Source organism: Acinetobacter sp. CFCC 10889 (assembly GCF_003268395.1).
GTDB lineage: Bacteria > Pseudomonadota > Gammaproteobacteria > Pseudomonadales > Moraxellaceae > Acinetobacter.
This window is the reverse complement of the sequence record NZ_LQXQ01000014.1, coordinates 13,188-29,007: the sequence shown is the minus strand read 5'-3', so window position 1 is coordinate 29,007 and position 15,820 is coordinate 13,188. Positions and strand designations below refer to the sequence as shown.

Annotated in this window: 12 protein-coding genes and 1 pseudogene; 6 read left to right on the top strand and 7 right to left on the bottom strand. The window is 37.2% G+C overall.

What is annotated here, in order from left to right; genetic code table 11:
- Window positions 1-403: 403 nt before the first annotated feature.
- The gene (locus AVJ19_RS06980) at window positions 404-1,132 is read right to left on the bottom strand and encodes a TorF family putative porin (RefSeq protein ID WP_228203309.1); all 729 of its coding nucleotides are present in this window, start codon (window positions 1,130-1,132) and stop codon (window positions 404-406) included.
- Between the two features lie 288 nt (window positions 1,133-1,420).
- On the opposite strand from AVJ19_RS06980, the gene AVJ19_RS06975 reads away from it, so the two are divergent.
- Window positions 1,421-2,713, top strand: a complete 1,293-nt coding sequence (locus AVJ19_RS06975) for an OprD family outer membrane porin (protein WP_111859044.1) — start codon at window positions 1,421-1,423, stop codon at window positions 2,711-2,713.
- A gap of 146 nt (window positions 2,714-2,859) precedes the next feature.
- On the opposite strand, the gene AVJ19_RS06970 is transcribed toward AVJ19_RS06975, so the two are convergent.
- The 3 genes from AVJ19_RS06970 to AVJ19_RS06960 are packed head-to-tail and all read right to left on the bottom strand — an operon-like array spanning window position 2,860 to window position 6,202.
- Window positions 2,860-3,867, bottom strand: coding sequence for an HlyD family secretion protein (locus AVJ19_RS06970; RefSeq protein ID WP_111859043.1), 1,008 nt, complete (start codon window positions 3,865-3,867; stop codon window positions 2,860-2,862).
- A 29-nt stretch (window positions 3,868-3,896) separates the two neighbouring features.
- Window positions 3,897-4,103, bottom strand: coding sequence for a DUF1656 domain-containing protein (locus AVJ19_RS06965; protein WP_111859042.1), 207 nt, complete (start codon window positions 4,101-4,103; stop codon window positions 3,897-3,899).
- Window positions 4,100-6,202: an FUSC family protein gene (locus AVJ19_RS06960; protein WP_111859041.1), complete on the bottom strand. Its 2,103-nt coding sequence runs from the start codon at window positions 6,200-6,202 to the stop codon at window positions 4,100-4,102. Before AVJ19_RS06960 ends, AVJ19_RS06965 begins: the two co-directional genes overlap by 4 nt.
- A gap of 549 nt (window positions 6,203-6,751) precedes the next feature.
- Between AVJ19_RS06960 and AVJ19_RS06955 the strand changes: the two genes are divergently transcribed.
- Together AVJ19_RS06955 and AVJ19_RS06950 are read left to right on the top strand one after the other, a co-directional pair.
- Window positions 6,752-7,567 (top strand): IclR family transcriptional regulator, encoded by an 816-nt coding sequence (locus AVJ19_RS06955; RefSeq protein ID WP_111859040.1) that lies wholly within the window; start codon window positions 6,752-6,754, stop codon window positions 7,565-7,567.
- A 328-nt stretch (window positions 7,568-7,895) separates the two neighbouring features.
- Window positions 7,896-8,604, top strand: a pseudogene (locus tag AVJ19_RS06950) (NAD(P)H-dependent oxidoreductase).
- 4 nt (window positions 8,605-8,608) lie between these two features.
- On the opposite strand, the gene AVJ19_RS06945 reads toward AVJ19_RS06950, so the two are convergent.
- Together AVJ19_RS06945 and AVJ19_RS06940 are read right to left on the bottom strand one after the other, a co-directional pair.
- Window positions 8,609-8,851 (bottom strand): hypothetical protein, encoded by a 243-nt coding sequence (locus AVJ19_RS06945; RefSeq protein WP_111859039.1) that lies wholly within the window; start codon window positions 8,849-8,851, stop codon window positions 8,609-8,611.
- A 91-nt stretch (window positions 8,852-8,942) separates the two neighbouring features.
- Window positions 8,943-9,575 (bottom strand): alpha-ketoglutarate-dependent dioxygenase AlkB family protein, encoded by a 633-nt coding sequence (locus tag AVJ19_RS06940; protein ID WP_111859038.1) that lies wholly within the window; start codon window positions 9,573-9,575, stop codon window positions 8,943-8,945.
- 134 nt (window positions 9,576-9,709) lie between these two features.
- On the opposite strand from AVJ19_RS06940, the gene AVJ19_RS06935 reads away from it, so the two are divergent.
- Window positions 9,710-11,512, top strand: a complete 1,803-nt coding sequence (locus tag AVJ19_RS06935) for an ABC transporter ATP-binding protein (protein ID WP_111859037.1) — start codon at window positions 9,710-9,712, stop codon at window positions 11,510-11,512.
- A 33-nt stretch (window positions 11,513-11,545) separates the two neighbouring features.
- Here the strand turns inward: AVJ19_RS06935 and AVJ19_RS06930 are convergent, their stop codons facing one another.
- Window positions 11,546-11,935 carry a hypothetical protein gene (locus tag AVJ19_RS06930; protein ID WP_111859036.1) on the bottom strand — a complete coding sequence of 130 codons (390 nt, stop codon included), beginning with the start codon at window positions 11,933-11,935 and terminating at the stop codon, window positions 11,546-11,548.
- A 158-nt stretch (window positions 11,936-12,093) separates the two neighbouring features.
- Here AVJ19_RS06930 and AVJ19_RS06925 point away from each other — a divergent pair, with 158 nt between their 5' ends.
- Together AVJ19_RS06925 and AVJ19_RS06920 are read left to right on the top strand one after the other, a co-directional pair.
- Window positions 12,094-13,557, top strand: a complete 1,464-nt coding sequence (locus tag AVJ19_RS06925) for a hypothetical protein (protein ID WP_111859035.1) — start codon at window positions 12,094-12,096, stop codon at window positions 13,555-13,557.
- Complete coding sequence (locus tag AVJ19_RS06920; protein ID WP_111859034.1) at window positions 13,515-15,815, top strand: DUF4132 domain-containing protein; 2,301 nt, start codon at window positions 13,515-13,517, stop codon at window positions 15,813-15,815. Before AVJ19_RS06925 ends, AVJ19_RS06920 begins: the two co-directional genes overlap by 43 nt.
- Window positions 15,816-15,820 lie beyond the last annotated feature (5 nt).

Here is a 15,820-nt window from a genome sequence, read left to right as displayed (position 1 = left end):
CTAATGCTCCCCCATCGTGCTGATGATCTGTTCTGCTTAAATTTTTAAACTCATATAACTCATTAAATGTTTAGCAATAGCTATGCCAACTTCAGCAAAAAGGGAATGTTCAATATACAACTTATCAATTTATAATGTTATTTTTCAATAATTTAAATATTTAAAAAGCAATCAAAAATGATCAAATCATTTCAATGGCTAAAATTCACTGTGTACACATCAGCTTTTTATTCTTGTCATATTGATGTTCATGTTACGATCACCTTGCATGCTATAAAACATTTCAAAAACAAAACTGTCACTTTTTTAAGCACGATTTAAGATCATGCTTATTTTATGCATAAAAAAAGTGCATTTTATAAGAAATACACTTTATCCAAATCATCAAATTTAAATATTTTGTTTAAAAATTATAATTCAAACCAAAAACCACATGATTATCAAAGTCTTCACCTAAGCGATCTTCACCACCAACCACATAATCTACAGATGCAACGAGACCTGTTTCTGCTAAATCTTTACTCAGACCGACTCGTGCTTCATTGAACGCAAAATCTTCCGTCGTTTGAATGATTTCATCATCACGGCTACTGTTATATGCTGAACCACCTACCGAAGCATTCACAACAAAATCTTTCGGTAATGTATGACTATACGCTGCACTTAAATAGACATCACCTGCATTACCAAAAGACGCATCAGCAAGTAAGACCGATGCTGCAAAAGTGACGTCCTTATAAGCCAATTCACCAAGCACATCAAAAGCAGTGGTTTTACGTTTATTCTCATCGCCGTAAACTGTTCCACCCTTATGGTAAATATAAGCTGTGGCTTGTAAGTTATAACTTAAATCTTGGCGAATCTCATCACCATAAGCGATGTAAAGATCGTGCTCAAAACCACGATGACGATTTTCATCTGTCGCATCATAATCTAGCGTTGAACCCCAATAGCCAACACTGATACCACTGTTATGGGCATAGTCCAAGCCTGTTTGAATCGCAATATCATCATTTTCCACACCACCACGATAGACATACTTCGATACAGTTCCAATACTTCCAGATAAAACTCCTTTTGAGGTCGTGAGTGGTATATCTTCTGCATAGCTCACACCAGAAATAAGCAACATAAATGGCACAGCCATTATTTTTTTTAAGAAAGATGCAGTCATTTTTCGTATAGACCGAGGGAGAGAGAAAGGCGGAATTTTACTGTGTTTTTTAAACTTTTGGTAAATTATTCAATATGATTGGTGATCTATTTGCATTTTTATTTTCTGTTAAAAATCTAGTAATATGAGATTAAAAGCTAAGATTAGAAAATAAAATTGTTACAAATACTAGTTTTTTCTGTAATTTAATTATACAATTCACTGAAATTAAATATTTTGAAACAAACACTGTAAGAGGCAAGCCGAATGCTAACCCCACAAAAACTTACATTAGCAGTTCTAATTCAGGCCGCTCTTCTGTCTTCAGCGTATGCAAGTGAGCAAAGCGAAGCAAAAGGATTTCTTGAAGATGCTGAAGGATCAGTTCTATTCCGTACTGGTTATATTCATCGTGATAAAAAAAATGATGTAGTAGATCAAAGCTCTTATGCACAGTCTGCTATTGTCGAATTAAACTCTGGTTTCACCCAAGGTGTTGTTGGTTTTGGCGTAGGTGTATTGGGCGATGGCTCAATCAAACTAGGTTCAAATAACAATGCTGGCAACCAAATGATTCCTAAGCACAATGATGGTTCTGCATATGACCATTGGGGTCGTGGTGGCGGAAATGTAAAAGCACGTTTCTCAAATACAACTGTTGTATATGGTACTCAAGTCCTTGACTTGCCTGTACTTGCAAGTAACACAGGACGTATGGTGCCAGAGTATTTCGAAGGTACATTAGTTACAAGCCGTGAGATCAAGGGCTTAGAATTAACCGCAGGTAAATTTACCAAAGACCAAATGTCAGACCAAATCAAAAGTGATGCTGATGTAGGTGGAAAAGGTCTTGATCGTGCAATCGTTTGGGGCGCAAAATACAAATTTGATGATCAACTCAGTGCATCATATTTTGGTTTAGACTCTAAAAATGCTTTAGAGCGTCATTATGTCAATGCGAACTATAAGCTTCCACTTGCAGATAAAAGTTCTTTAACTTTTGATTTTAGTGGTTATCACACTGAGTGGGATAAAAATGCAGAAACTTATTCATCTCCACTAGGGGATAAAGATGTTGAGGGTCGTAGCAACAACATCTGGGCATTATCAAGTACTTATAATCAAGGTCCGCACAGTGTTATGTTGGCTTACCAACAAAATACAGGCAATACAGGTTATGACTATGGTTCAAATGCTGATGGTTTCCAAAGTATTTATCTACCTAACTCTTACATGTCTGACTTCATTGGTAATCATGAAAAATCAGCACAAGTTCAATATAATTTAGACTTCGGTGGCTATGGCGTTCCTGGTTTAAATTGGACAACTGCTTTTGTTTATGGTTGGGACATCAAAGTTAAAAACTTAACAGATGATGCACAAGAACGTGAATTCTTTAACCAAGTCAAATATACCGTTCAAAATGGCTTTGCAAAAAATGCCAGCTTACGTGTACGTCACTCGTACTATCGTGCAAGTGATGCATATCAAACCAACGCTTATATTGGTGACACCAATGAATGGCGTGTATTCTTAGATATTCCTGTTAAATTATTTTAATTTTTCAGAGATTTAAAAGACTAAGCCTGCATTTCAATGTGGGCTTTTTCTATTGCTACATCATTTTATCTTTCAATATATTTTCAATAAAAAACCACCTATTCACATAGATGGTTTCCATTTGGATGAGATCTGTCTTTTATCGTTTAATGTTGTGCTTTTAAAATATGCACTGTCGCAGTCCGCCCCGCCACAAAAGCCAATTCATTATGCGGTAATTCATCCAAAATGATTTTTACAGGGACACGCTGTGCCAAACGTACCCAACTAAAAGTTGGATTTACATTCGCCAATAAACCTGATGATGTTGTCCGTTCACGATCTTCAATCCCAGATGCAATCCCTTGTACATGTCCTTTAATTTTCTCAGAATCGCCCATCAACTGTACTGTAGCAGGATCACCTACATGGATTTTATTCAGTTTAGTTTCTTCAAAATACCCCACCACAAACAGTTGTTTACGGTCTAATAAAGCTGCTACAGCTTGCCCAACTTTAACGTAATTCCCTGCACGCATATCAAAATTTGATAAAGTTCCATCTGCAGGTGCAACCACTTCAGAACGAGTAAAATTCAGTTTTGCTAGATTTAAATTGCTCTGTGCCACTTCGATCAACGCTTTTTGTTGTTTAATATTCGCTTCAGCTTGTTGAATCGCAGCTTGCAATTGTTCATGTTCCGCATGAGATTGATCACGTGTCGCAAACACTTGATCTTGTTCCTGACGTGAAATTGCGCCATCCATCAAGTCCGCATAACGATTTGCGGTTTTATCTGCGAGTTTAATGTTGGCTTGGGATTTGATCAAATTGGCTTTGGCTTGTGCCAAAGAAGCTTCTGCTTCTGCGAGTCCAGATTGTGCTTTGCTCATGTCCGATTTGGCTTGCTCTACATCTAAAGCCTGACGTTCAACATCAATTTTAAATAAAGTCTGTCCTTTTTTAACACTTTGGTTATCCTGTACCAAAACTTCAGTAACCAAACCTGAAACATCAGAAGATACTTGAATTACATCACCTCGTACACGCCCATCTCGTGTCCAAGGTTCAGCATTATAATAATTCCACAAATGTACAATACACAGTATTGCCAAGATCACGACCACAAGCAAACCAAGGGGACGTATTGCTTTACGCATATCAAAGTTATTCATTTTACCTCATCCAAATCATCAAACTTCGCTTAACTCACATACACCACATATAGACTGTGGATTCCCCAAAGCAGCACAATGTACACACACAAATTAAAAATACTCGGCAAAGCAATCCAACCTTGTTCAGCCCATCGATCTGTCAAGATATTGATCAATTTAAGCAATATGTATACAACGATTGCCTGTAACAAAAAAATCGGAATATAAACCCCATAAATATTCAATTCACTCATTGAGATACTCCTAAATTGGCATGAGCAAGGTCATGCTCATCAACATCTAAGACCTGTTGATGGCACACACTATTACAGATGTTATTCACCGAAATTTTTAAACGATGGCGAATATCTTCATCACCAATATGATCTGCACCTTGTTGAATTTTCTTTAATTGTTGTAAAACATTCTGCAAAGCAATTTCTGTTGATTGTTGTTTTTCTTTCGCATTAAACCATTGTTCTAAATCGCTTTGTAACTGTGCAATATCTGCCACAACTGAGGATTCATTTGACAATTTTCCTGCCAGCTCTTGTAAGCGTGTAAAATCAATCACTGCACTCGACTCAATCAAAGCTGCGTTGATATCATGGCTTAATTTTTCTGATTGCACTTGTTTGGTATTGAGTACCCCGATGCGATCCAACATACTACGTAAGTGAATCCGAAAATTTGCACCATAATGCATCCGTACCGCTTCACGCATCGCTTGATAGTGCAGCGCCAAGATCCGTTGTACAGTCATTTCAGGTGACATTGCCCGCACAATATGTACGATATACACTGAAATAATCGGACCAATTACCGTACCAAATGAAAAATCAAAAAACGCCACTTGATCCATAAAATAACGATTTTGAATGTTCATGCCCATAATACTGCTCATGATTAAAGGCAATCCCAAACCATTTAATGGCGGATGTAAATACAGCATCAAACAGAAAATGAGCAATGGTGCTAAAACCAACATCAGTTCTACAAAAGATTGTACATGCGGGAAAATCCCATAAGCATAAATAAACACCACCACCGCTGCATAAATACTGGCACGGATAAACATTTTTAAAGCAGGCACAGGATTATCTAATGCAGTCATAATACACGCACTGATTGCCGCCATTTGTGCCATCATAAAACCTGATTTCCAACCACTTAAAATCCAAATACTTGAAGCAATGATAATGGTCAAAAAGGCAGACAAACCTCCACGGACAGCCACACCATAATCACGGTGTAAACTTGGATAAGATGTCGTTAATGCTGCAATATTTTCAGGTAAACTATGATCACCCTGTTGCATACGTTGCCAAATCAACCGCACTGCACGTACATTTTGAATAAAATGGCGAATGTCCATTTTCAGACTGCCCAACATCACCTGTTGCGAATCAGCTGCATGTCTTAAAATCACATCAAATTCTTGGTCAAAATGTTCAGGTAAATGATTGAGTTCATTTTCCAAAATCGGATGCTGATCATCTAAAAAAGCATCCACATGTTGATGTAAAGTTTTTAAATGTTCTCGATAGCTCATATCAATATCATCAAGCTGTTTCAGCCGTTCAGACATTGCCACTAGATTTGCCACTAACATGGTGACTTGATGCAATAACTCTTGTAAGGGTTTGGTCATGCCTTTAAATTTGGATTTTTCATAACTCAAATGCACTGCCATGGTATGAATATCAGATGTATCTCGGGTGATATGTGCCATCAATTGGGTATAATTTTTTTCATGATGATCTGTCCCCGATAAAATCGAATCAAATAGAGACTGGGTATCACTCATGGTTTTGTTGACCCGATTTTCAACCACAGGACCGATATGCATTGGCATCAGCGTTGTGGTCACCACTGCACTACAAATTACCCCAATCGAAATTTCTAAGAAACGTCCCAATGCCATATCGAAAATCGAAATGGTGTCGATATAGTAAATACTGTTAAAACAAATAATAACGGCGGTATAACCTGCTAGCATCACCACATAACTACGAGGTGTACGATCTAACAGGGAAATATACAAACAAATACTGACCCAACTCGCCAAAACCAAAATAAACAACCAAGGAGTATTGATCAAATATGGTGTCACCGCCACAGCGAAAATCGCACCAAATGCAGTACCTAATAGACGATATAAACTTTTCGATGCCACCATCCCTGCATAAGGATTTGCAATCACAAAAACTGTCCCAATCGCCCAAATTGGATAACTAAGATTCAATTCAAATGCAATAAACAGCGCAAGCATCCCCGCAATAAATGTCTTGATCGAAAAGATCCAATCCAATTTATTGGGACGAAAAGCCAATAGCTGTTTGGTGAGTAACATGCGTAGTCTCTATGTAAAGATGATCAATACAATGAACAACACCTCTTTACATTTTTCAGCGACCAAAAAAGCGCACCATTTATCTACATAAATAGCGTCGCAATTTAATAATCTTAAAATATCAGCAAGACTCAATAAAATCAGAATAGATTTTATTGAAGTTTCATCAGAGGGTATCCATCATCAACATGATGACAACTTAGAAAACCAAGTTTAAAAATTCATCATTGGATATTTATTTGGTTAATTTTTTCAAAAAAAATATAAATAGTCAACAAAAATATCTTATATTGATAATTAAAGCATCTTTATATCAAATAACAGCGAATTATCATCCATATTTTCTAAAATTTTATGAAAGCGCATACGACTGACCACACATCATATTTTGCATTTTTCCTTTAACTTTTCGTGTATTTAAGCTTTATTGATAGATTTTTTTAAAACACAGCGATTTATGATGAAATTCCTTTTTATTTAGGATTTTTTTGTTATAAAGTAACATTATAAATTTTCATTTTTGGTATACAGGTACTAAGTAGGTAATCAATGGCGCTTTCAAGTTTTGGTAAAATTCTCACCGTACTCGATTTATTTTCGGTGTCACGCCCAGTGATTAATGTTGATGTTATTTGCGAAGAATTAAACCTATCAAAACCAACAAGTTACAGATATCTTAAAGAACTCGTTTCAGCAGATATCTTACAACGCTTGAGCGGAACCTCAGGGGACTACACACTTGGACCTAAAATTGCGGTGATGGACTATATCTCTAGAACCACAGATCCCTTAGTGCAAATCAGTAAGCCATTTATGCAGGAAATTTCTGAACGTACTGAACTCTGTTGCCTGCTCACCCAACTTAATGATCATTATTGTATTGATATTCATCATGAAGTATACCGAGATGAAACGCTTTTAACCTATGGTCGTGGTTGCCCTCGCCCTGTGTTTATGGGCTCATCACCCAAAGTGATCATGGCACATTTGTCAAAACACAATCTACAAAATTATTATGCACGCTTTCAAGCTCAACTGACTGAAGTTGGTTTTGCAGAGCATGAAGATGCTTTCATTCAAAAAATGAAAAAAATCAAGAAGCAAGGCTATTACTTTTCTCAAGGTGAACTTGATCCAAATGTGTCAGGATTGTCAATCCCGATCAAATTTTCAAGCAAAGAAGCTCCACTTGCATTGACCGTTTTAGCATCTAAAAATCGCTTTGAGTATTTGAATTTACAAAAATTAATCGAAACTTTGCAAGATTCAGCCGAGCAAATTGAAAAGCGCTACCAAGCCTTATCTGAAAATGATCAACTCTCTGAACTCAATCCAACTGTGAAACATTTTCAAATTAATATTTAAATGATCTTTGATAATCTCAAGAATTTTTACAATTTTTATGATTGTAAGTTTTAAATAATTCTCATACTATGATTATGTTCTCCAGCAGTTTAGCCATTTAACGATATTGTTTTTACGGAAATAATACGTACTCAGAGGAATGCCAGTTAATCATCAATTAACTGGCATTTTTTATGCCTGATCAAACATTTTGTCATCGAAAAATGTTTGCATTTACCTTATTCCACATAAAAATATTTTTTGGGTGATTGGCGAGCTAGATGATTTCGTGAATAATTCCCCTATCGAATAACAATTAGCCTGTAAAAAAATTTAAGGAAAATCCTACATGAATATTCTGATTGTCCATGCACATCCTGAGCCGCAGTCTTTTACTGATGCCTTAAAAAATACTGCGATCGAAGAATTACAGAAGCAAGGTCATCAGGTTGAAGTTTCTGATTTGTATGCCATGAATTTTAATCCTGTGGCTTCGGCTGCTGACTTTACTGAACGTGGCAATCCTGACTATTTAAATTATGCACTTGAGCAACGTCATGCATCGAAGCAACAGGCTTTGGTCAGTGACATTCAAGCAGAAGTGGAAAAAGTTCAAAAAGCGGATTTATTGATTTTGAGTTTCCCTATGTATTGGATGTCGATGCCTGCTTTGTTAAAGGGTTGGATTGATCGAGTCTTTGTTTCAGGCATTTTTTATGGCGGCAAACGTTTTTTATAATCATGGTGGTATGGCAGGTAAAAAAGCCATGTTGAGTTTCACTTTGGGCGGGCGTGACCACATGTTTGGCGAGGGTGCAATTCATGGTTCGATGGAAAATATCCTGATTCCGATCCAACGTGGTACTTTGGCTTATGTCGGTTATGAGGTTTTACCGCCATTTATTGCTTATCATGTGCCGTATATTTCACAGGAAGCGCGTGAACAGATGTTGGTCAATTATCGTCAGCATTTACATAATATTGAACATTTACAGCCAATTGAGTTTGCAACTTTAGAACAGTTTGATGACAAACTTTATCCATTGGCAAAGGGGTAAATTTTTACCATTTTATAGAAATCCATTCATATCTATTTTCATTAAACACAGCCCCAAATTTTATTGAAGAATTTAGATAAATTTGCGTAGGCAATGCCTCACCTTGCGCTACGACCAAAGTCGTACTTTGTTCTTGCTCAGGATAAAAAGTGACAAAAATCCTTTGTGGGGCAAAGGGTTCATCCATGTAACCCTTGCCCAACGTGGCGATATCCATGTCGCCTAACGTGATAGCTACACTGATCATGAAGTCACAAATCAAAATATTTTTATAACATTCATTTCAAAGATTGAAATGATATGTAAGATCTTACCACTCATTCTCTAAGCAAAATTCGTTATACATTAAACTCTGAATAAAAATATCGAAAAGTTAAATTAATCCTCGGTTGTAAAACCTTGGTGGTTTTTGCTAAACAATGTTTCCAATACTGTTGTGTCTGCCCTCGCATCACGATTAATTGTCCACGCTGTAATTGTAAATCGACCTTTTGGGCGGTGGTTTTATGTTTAAAACTAAACTTTCGGGTTGCACCAAAACTTAAAGATGCAATCACTGTTTCTAAACCACGCTCAGCCATAAAAGCAGGCTCATCATCACTATGCCATCCCATACCTTGTGTACCATCGTCATATAAATTGGCTAGACAAGTATTAAATGGATGTCCAACGAGCTTCTCAATATGTTGTTTGAGCCGAAATAATGCAGGCTGCCAAATTTGAGCTTGTTTCACCATACCTGAATAACGGTATTGATAATGCTCATCACCATACCATGCAACTTTACGTTCCGTTTGGTGATATTGCCCCAAAATAAACACTTCATCCTGTTGCCACGCCAAATGCTGTAAAAAGTAATGTAAATATTTTTGGCTCTGTTCATCATTCAGGATTAAGCCATAATCTTTTACCATGCCATCATAAGGCAGGACATTTTCATTTTCTTCAGGCTGAAATAGATCTAGATTCATCGCTGTTGATCCTATTTTCATCCTTATATTTTAATGCAATTTTCTTATTCACAATTCAAAACAGTGTATATGCTTGTGACAAAATGATTTCAGAATTAGACTAAAAATCAGCTTCCCAATAAAAACAATTGTCTATGAACCTTTGGCACTTATTTCAAAAACTACGTCCTTTTGTCCGACCTTATCGTTGGTTGGTGATTGCCACGTTGATTTTAACGCTGATCGGTTCACTGACAGCGCAGGTCAATGCACTGACTTTACAATATGCTGTGGATAGCATTAATAAATTGGTCGAAGTAGGTCAAGGACTCAGTGCAGGTTGGCACATTCTGATCACGATCACAGCGATTTTATTGGGTAAAGAAATCATCAATGCCATCGTACAATTTGGGCAAAAATTTTATGGCGAAAAGCTGCGAATTTTAGTGTCACAAGATTTGGCTCAAGGCATTATTGAGAAATTTCTGACTTATCGTTTGGCTTTTTTTAACGATGATAATAACCAAGCAGGCAAATTACAAACCCGTATCGACCGAGGCATCGGCTCACTGACCCGTTTGGTACAGATCTTTTTTATTGATATTTTACCGTTATTTACAAGCGCATTTGTGGCGTTGGGATTGATGTACTATGCCAATTTTTGGGTGGGTTTGGTGGCAACCGCCATTGTGCCGATTTACTTTTGGTTGACCTATAAACAAGCACAAAAATTGGGTGGATGGCGTAGAAATTTACGGGACGGGCGGGAAAAGAAAAGTCAGGGTATTTTGGGCATTATCAACTCGATTACCGTGATCAAGTCCTTTAATCGTGAGTCGATTGAGGCTGACAAGCAGCTCAAACTGCAAAAAGAACTGACTGAAAACCAAATGCATACGCGTCAAACGAGTTTTCTGTTTGATGGTCTAAAAACCTTTATTGAGCAAATTGGCATTGTGCTGATTATTATCCTGACTGCTTATTTTGTCTTGGATGGGCAAATGAGTATCGGCATGATCATGTACCATGTGTTGTTGTTCAATAACGTGTCTGCCCCGATTCGCTCTTTACATCGGATCTATGATGAAGTGAATGATGCGATGATTTATTCAGAAAGCTTCTTCAAAATCCTTGAAGCTGATCATGAAATTGAATCAAGTGGTTCACTGAAACCGCAGATTCAAGGTCAGTTTTCTTTGGAAAATGTCAATTTCAGTTATCCAAACGGGCATCAGGCACTGTACGACATTAACATGACCATTCAACCGAATAAAATCACCGCTTTGGTCGGTTTATCAGGTGCAGGCAAGTCAACTTTGATCAGTTTATTGGATAAATTTTATGTGCCTGAATCGGGCTGCATTCGTTTGGATGGCATTGATTTAGAACAGATTGATACGCAATATTTACGTGATCATATCGGTTTGGTGCTACAAAAGAATCATATTTTCCAAGGCTCTATTTTTGACAATATCCGTTATGGCAAAACCGATGCAACACTTGAAGATGTGATAAATGCAGCGAAAAAAGCATCTATTCATGAGCAGATTTTAAAGCTGCCACAGGCTTATGATGCTGATGCCCTTATGCTGTCAGGTGGGCAACAACAACGGATTGCATTGGCACGTATGTTCCTGAAAAATCCACCGATTATTTTTCTTGATGAGCCAACTGCAAGTTTGGATGCCATTGCTGCCGAGCAAATTAAGCAGAGTTTGGATGAGATCAAACAAGGTCGAACAGTGATTATTATTTCACATAGTTTGTCACAGATTATTGATGCGGACTATACCTATGTGATGAAAGAGGGGCATATTGCAGAACATGGCGAGCATGATGATTTGTATCATCAAGATGGTGTGTATAAAGAGATTTTTGATGCGATGGCAAAGAGTTTAAATATTGAGAAAATTGCCAAGACTTTTGAGGATGATGCAGAGGAAGAAACGCATAGTTAGACTTTTCAGCAAAGCTCAATATGCTTATTACGCTTACTCCTCCAAAAAATAATCACCATGCTTAGGCACTCGCAGTTGCTCGATTAATGCATGATATTCAGGCATTTGTGAAATATTTAAACAACTCATCAGGTAGGCAGGTAAATCGGAATATTGATAACCGCCTACGCCTTGTTTCAACTGTGCATCCACAAATTCTTTAACTTTGCGATATTCAAACTGTCCATGTGCGCCAAGTTGCAGGTAGCCTCCCATCGCAATACCTGCCTCTTCTTTATAGCTTTTTGCATGGGATAAGCAGTAAGCAATGCCATAATTATGTAAATAGCCCTGCGCCTGTGCTTGTTCATCTACGCTATTTTCATCGGCAAATGTGACAGCTGAGCAACAAAACACAGCAACGAGCAGTAAAATTTTGTTCATTATTTTCACTTTTCTTGCTCCTTTTTATTGTGACATCATGCCATTTTAATCCATAGCTAAAACCATACAAATTAAAACGTATTTTAGCTGTATTGTATGTCATAAATAAGCACTAAAACTTTAAATTCTATAGATAAATATTCACGGAAAAATAATCAATGACTGCGGACACAGCACACTCATCTACAGCCAAAACAGTACAACTTTTACAAAAAATCCTTGCTCCACTGCAACATATTTCGGCTGAACTTCCACAACAGGCTCAAGACTATATTTTAAATGGGCAATCACTTGAGATTTTAAGTTTTCTACAGCAACAGACGGATGAAAAAGCATTTTCGCTGCTTGATTATCCTGCGGCTGATTATCGTTATACAGCGCAATGGTCGAAAAAAATTGAGAAACAGATCGAAAAAGCGGCTACTGCACGAATCGAATTATATGAGCATTTATTTCGCTATTTCAGCTTAGAACAAATTGAACGTTGGGGGTATTTTTTAGTTGCCTTAGCACAAGATCAACCAAATTATTTTATGCGTTATGATGCCCTGCCACCACAGCTCAACGTTATTTTACAAGACAGTTTTGATCGCTGTTGGCAAAATGAATATTATGTTCCTATTCAACGACAAGATTGGACATTTCAACAACTTGCAGCATTATTTGAACATGTTGAAAATGGCTCAACAAGGCATCTTTTCAATCTATTTTTTCAGCATCTCAACTTTGGTGGTACCTATTCGATCTTTAAATGTTGGCTGAATTTTCAAGATACTGAAGCCTTTTTCACACAACATTTCCCACAAATTCGGACCTTATTGTTTCAGGAAAATGATGATGAATTTGCCAATGAAACACTGCTGACCATCTTTCAGGTTTTTCCGTCTCTGCGACAACAACATATGGATTTACTTGCAAAATTGTATCTGTCAAAACATAAAAAAAATCAGCAAGCCGCACTTCAACAGTTGTTGGAACTGCCAAATCCGCAACAAATTGAATTACTGTTGCCCTATTTACAACACGGTGATGCCAAACAAAAGAAAAAAGTCATTGATCATTTCATACGTTTAGGCAAAGACAGCCAAAGCTTCTTGGAAAATGCACTGCAAAATGAAACGGTAAAATTGACCATCACTGCACTCGAAAATGCACTCAAAAATATTCAGGTCGCTGAGAAAACTGAAAATATAAGCTTGGACATTCAAGCATTTACTCCACAAGCATCACAAAATCTACCTGAAGATGCATTAGAACAATTGTTAATTGAAAACTGTCAGCAACGTTTAAGCCATATACAAAAGTTACGTCAAAAAGAAATCGACAATTATGGATTAAATCCTGATGTTTATCAGGATCATTTATATGAAATTCAAAGGCTTTCCGCACTAAAACCTGAACATTTTAAATCCTTAGTGGCATTGATCAATGGTGCTGATCTCGATGACGGATTTGCATTATATTCACAAGATCTGATGTATTGGAAAAAGAAAATCTATACATTTCCTGAGTTTAGTCTGACACATTATTTAAGAATTAATCGTTTTACGGCGAATGATCGTGATGATGTGTATTGGCGATGGTTTTTTGGTTTGCACCAAAAGCTTTGTATTGCCATTTAGATTTACGTCAATTTGCTGTGCATTTAAAAGAAGCAGGTTATGAACACGCTGAATTTCTTTTAGCACGAAATATCTTGGGTGGTGATGATTGCAATTTGGAAAATTACCTCATTGATATTCAACAAGTTGTTCCTTTCTTAATGACACATCTTAACTTTTTGGAAGAAGCCCTTGAGATCATCAGTCCACAATTTAATCATCTTGATCTTTATTATCAGTTTAAAAAATCGCAAGCACTGAAATATCTCAAATTATTTCCTGAACTGCCTCAACAATTTATTTTACCTTTGCTGCAAAATGCTCTTGCCACCCAAAAAAGTTATCGACAAATTTCACAAGAAATTTTAAGTAAAGTGCCCAATATTCACAGCCGTGTCATTGAAGCACTGACCGACAGTAAACAGGAAATTCGGGCAACCGCAGCAGAATGGCTAGGTAATTTACAACATGAAGAGATCACGCCTGCCCTGCTCCAAGCGATTGGCATTGAGAAAAAAGAAATTGTATATGCAAGTTTGCTGAATGCTTTGGAGAAACAAGGATATGATATTCAAAGTTTTATTTCTGAAGAAACTTTACTGAATAATGCAATTAAAGCCTTAAAAGCCAAAATAAGCAGCAGTTTTACATGGTTTGACCTCAGTACATTACCTGCTTGTGCTTGGCAAAATGGCACAGCGGTGGATGCAAGAATTATTCAATATTGGGTAATTTTGGCAGAAAAGCTCAAAGATCCGATACCTAACCCATTGTTTATCCGTTATCTCAACCTGTTAGATTCGCAAAGTCAGTCCATTTTAAGTACATTTTTACTGCAAAGTTTTATTGAATATGACAGCCGTTGTTATAGTTTTGCAGAAGCGACTGCCATTGCAGAAGAAAAAGCACCTGATCGTTTACAGTCGATGCAACAAATGTATCAACGTTATCCAAGTGAATATACTGAATTTGCACACTATACCCTGAACGATATGATCAACAGAATTCGTAATGATTACATGCGTATGGTTGTAGGTTCAGCCACCAAAAGCAAAGGTATCCTAGCCCTGAGCTATCTTGCAGATGGGCAAACAACAGTTAAGTTACTGCGTCATTACTGTAAAAACTTTTATTATTGTACAACCCAAATCGACTACATGCTGAGTGCATTGTCCTATAGTGATGATGCCAATATCATTCAATTATTGATGGAGATTTCACGTGCATATCGCACAAATTCCATTCAGGAAAAAGCCAAAGTTTTGTTGCAGCAAATTGCAGATCGGCTTGATTGGTCAGCAGATCAGCTGCGTGACCGTACCATTCCAACCGCAGGCATGGATGCCTCAGGAAAGATTTTCCTGAGTTATGGTGAGCGTGAATTTGAGGCTTATCTTAATGAAAAAAATGAATTCATTTTAAAGAATATCGAAACAGGCAAAGTAGTAAAAAGCTTACCCACAGCACGTCCTACCGATGATGCAGTGATATTAAAAGAAGTCAAAAATTATTTTAATCAGTGTAAAAAAGAGCTAAAGACCACTCTCAGCGATCAACGACAATATTTATATGAAAATATGTGTCGGGAACGTGTATGGTCTGCGCAAGATTGGATCACCTATTTATATCAACATCCCATTGTGCATGGTTTAACGCAAAAATTGCTGTGGATTGAACACTATACTGATGGTCAGTCTCGCATTTTTAGACCGAGTGAGGATCAATGCCTATTGGATTTAAACGATGATGAAATCCAACTCAACATGGACAGTCAGATTCAAATTGCCCATGCCTGCCTCATCACTGAAACGGAACGCCTTGCGTGTTTACAGCATCTTCAAGACTATAAAATCACGCCTTTATTTGAGCAATTTACCCATCTATTCCCACAACTTGATCAGAACAGTTTAAATCATCAGGAAATTACCGATGCGCAAGGCATACAGTTAAATTTCTCAACAATCAAAGACCACTTAAAATCCTTGGGTTATCAAACAAGTTCTTTCGATGTACAAGTGAGGGATGGTTTATATTTGCCATTGGACAGTCATGAGATCAAAGCCTGTATTTATACGAGTCCAAATCAGTCACAAGAGCAAAATCAGCCTGTGGTTTTACACAAACTTAACTTTCAAAAGCATCACCGTTTTGCAACGCCCGATGAGACGATTGCCATTGAAGATGTTCCTCAAATTTTTGTGGCTGAATGTTATGCGCACTTTCAACAACTTGCTGCACAAGGTCAATATATGGAAAATTGGCAAGACTATTTTGAATAAAGGAC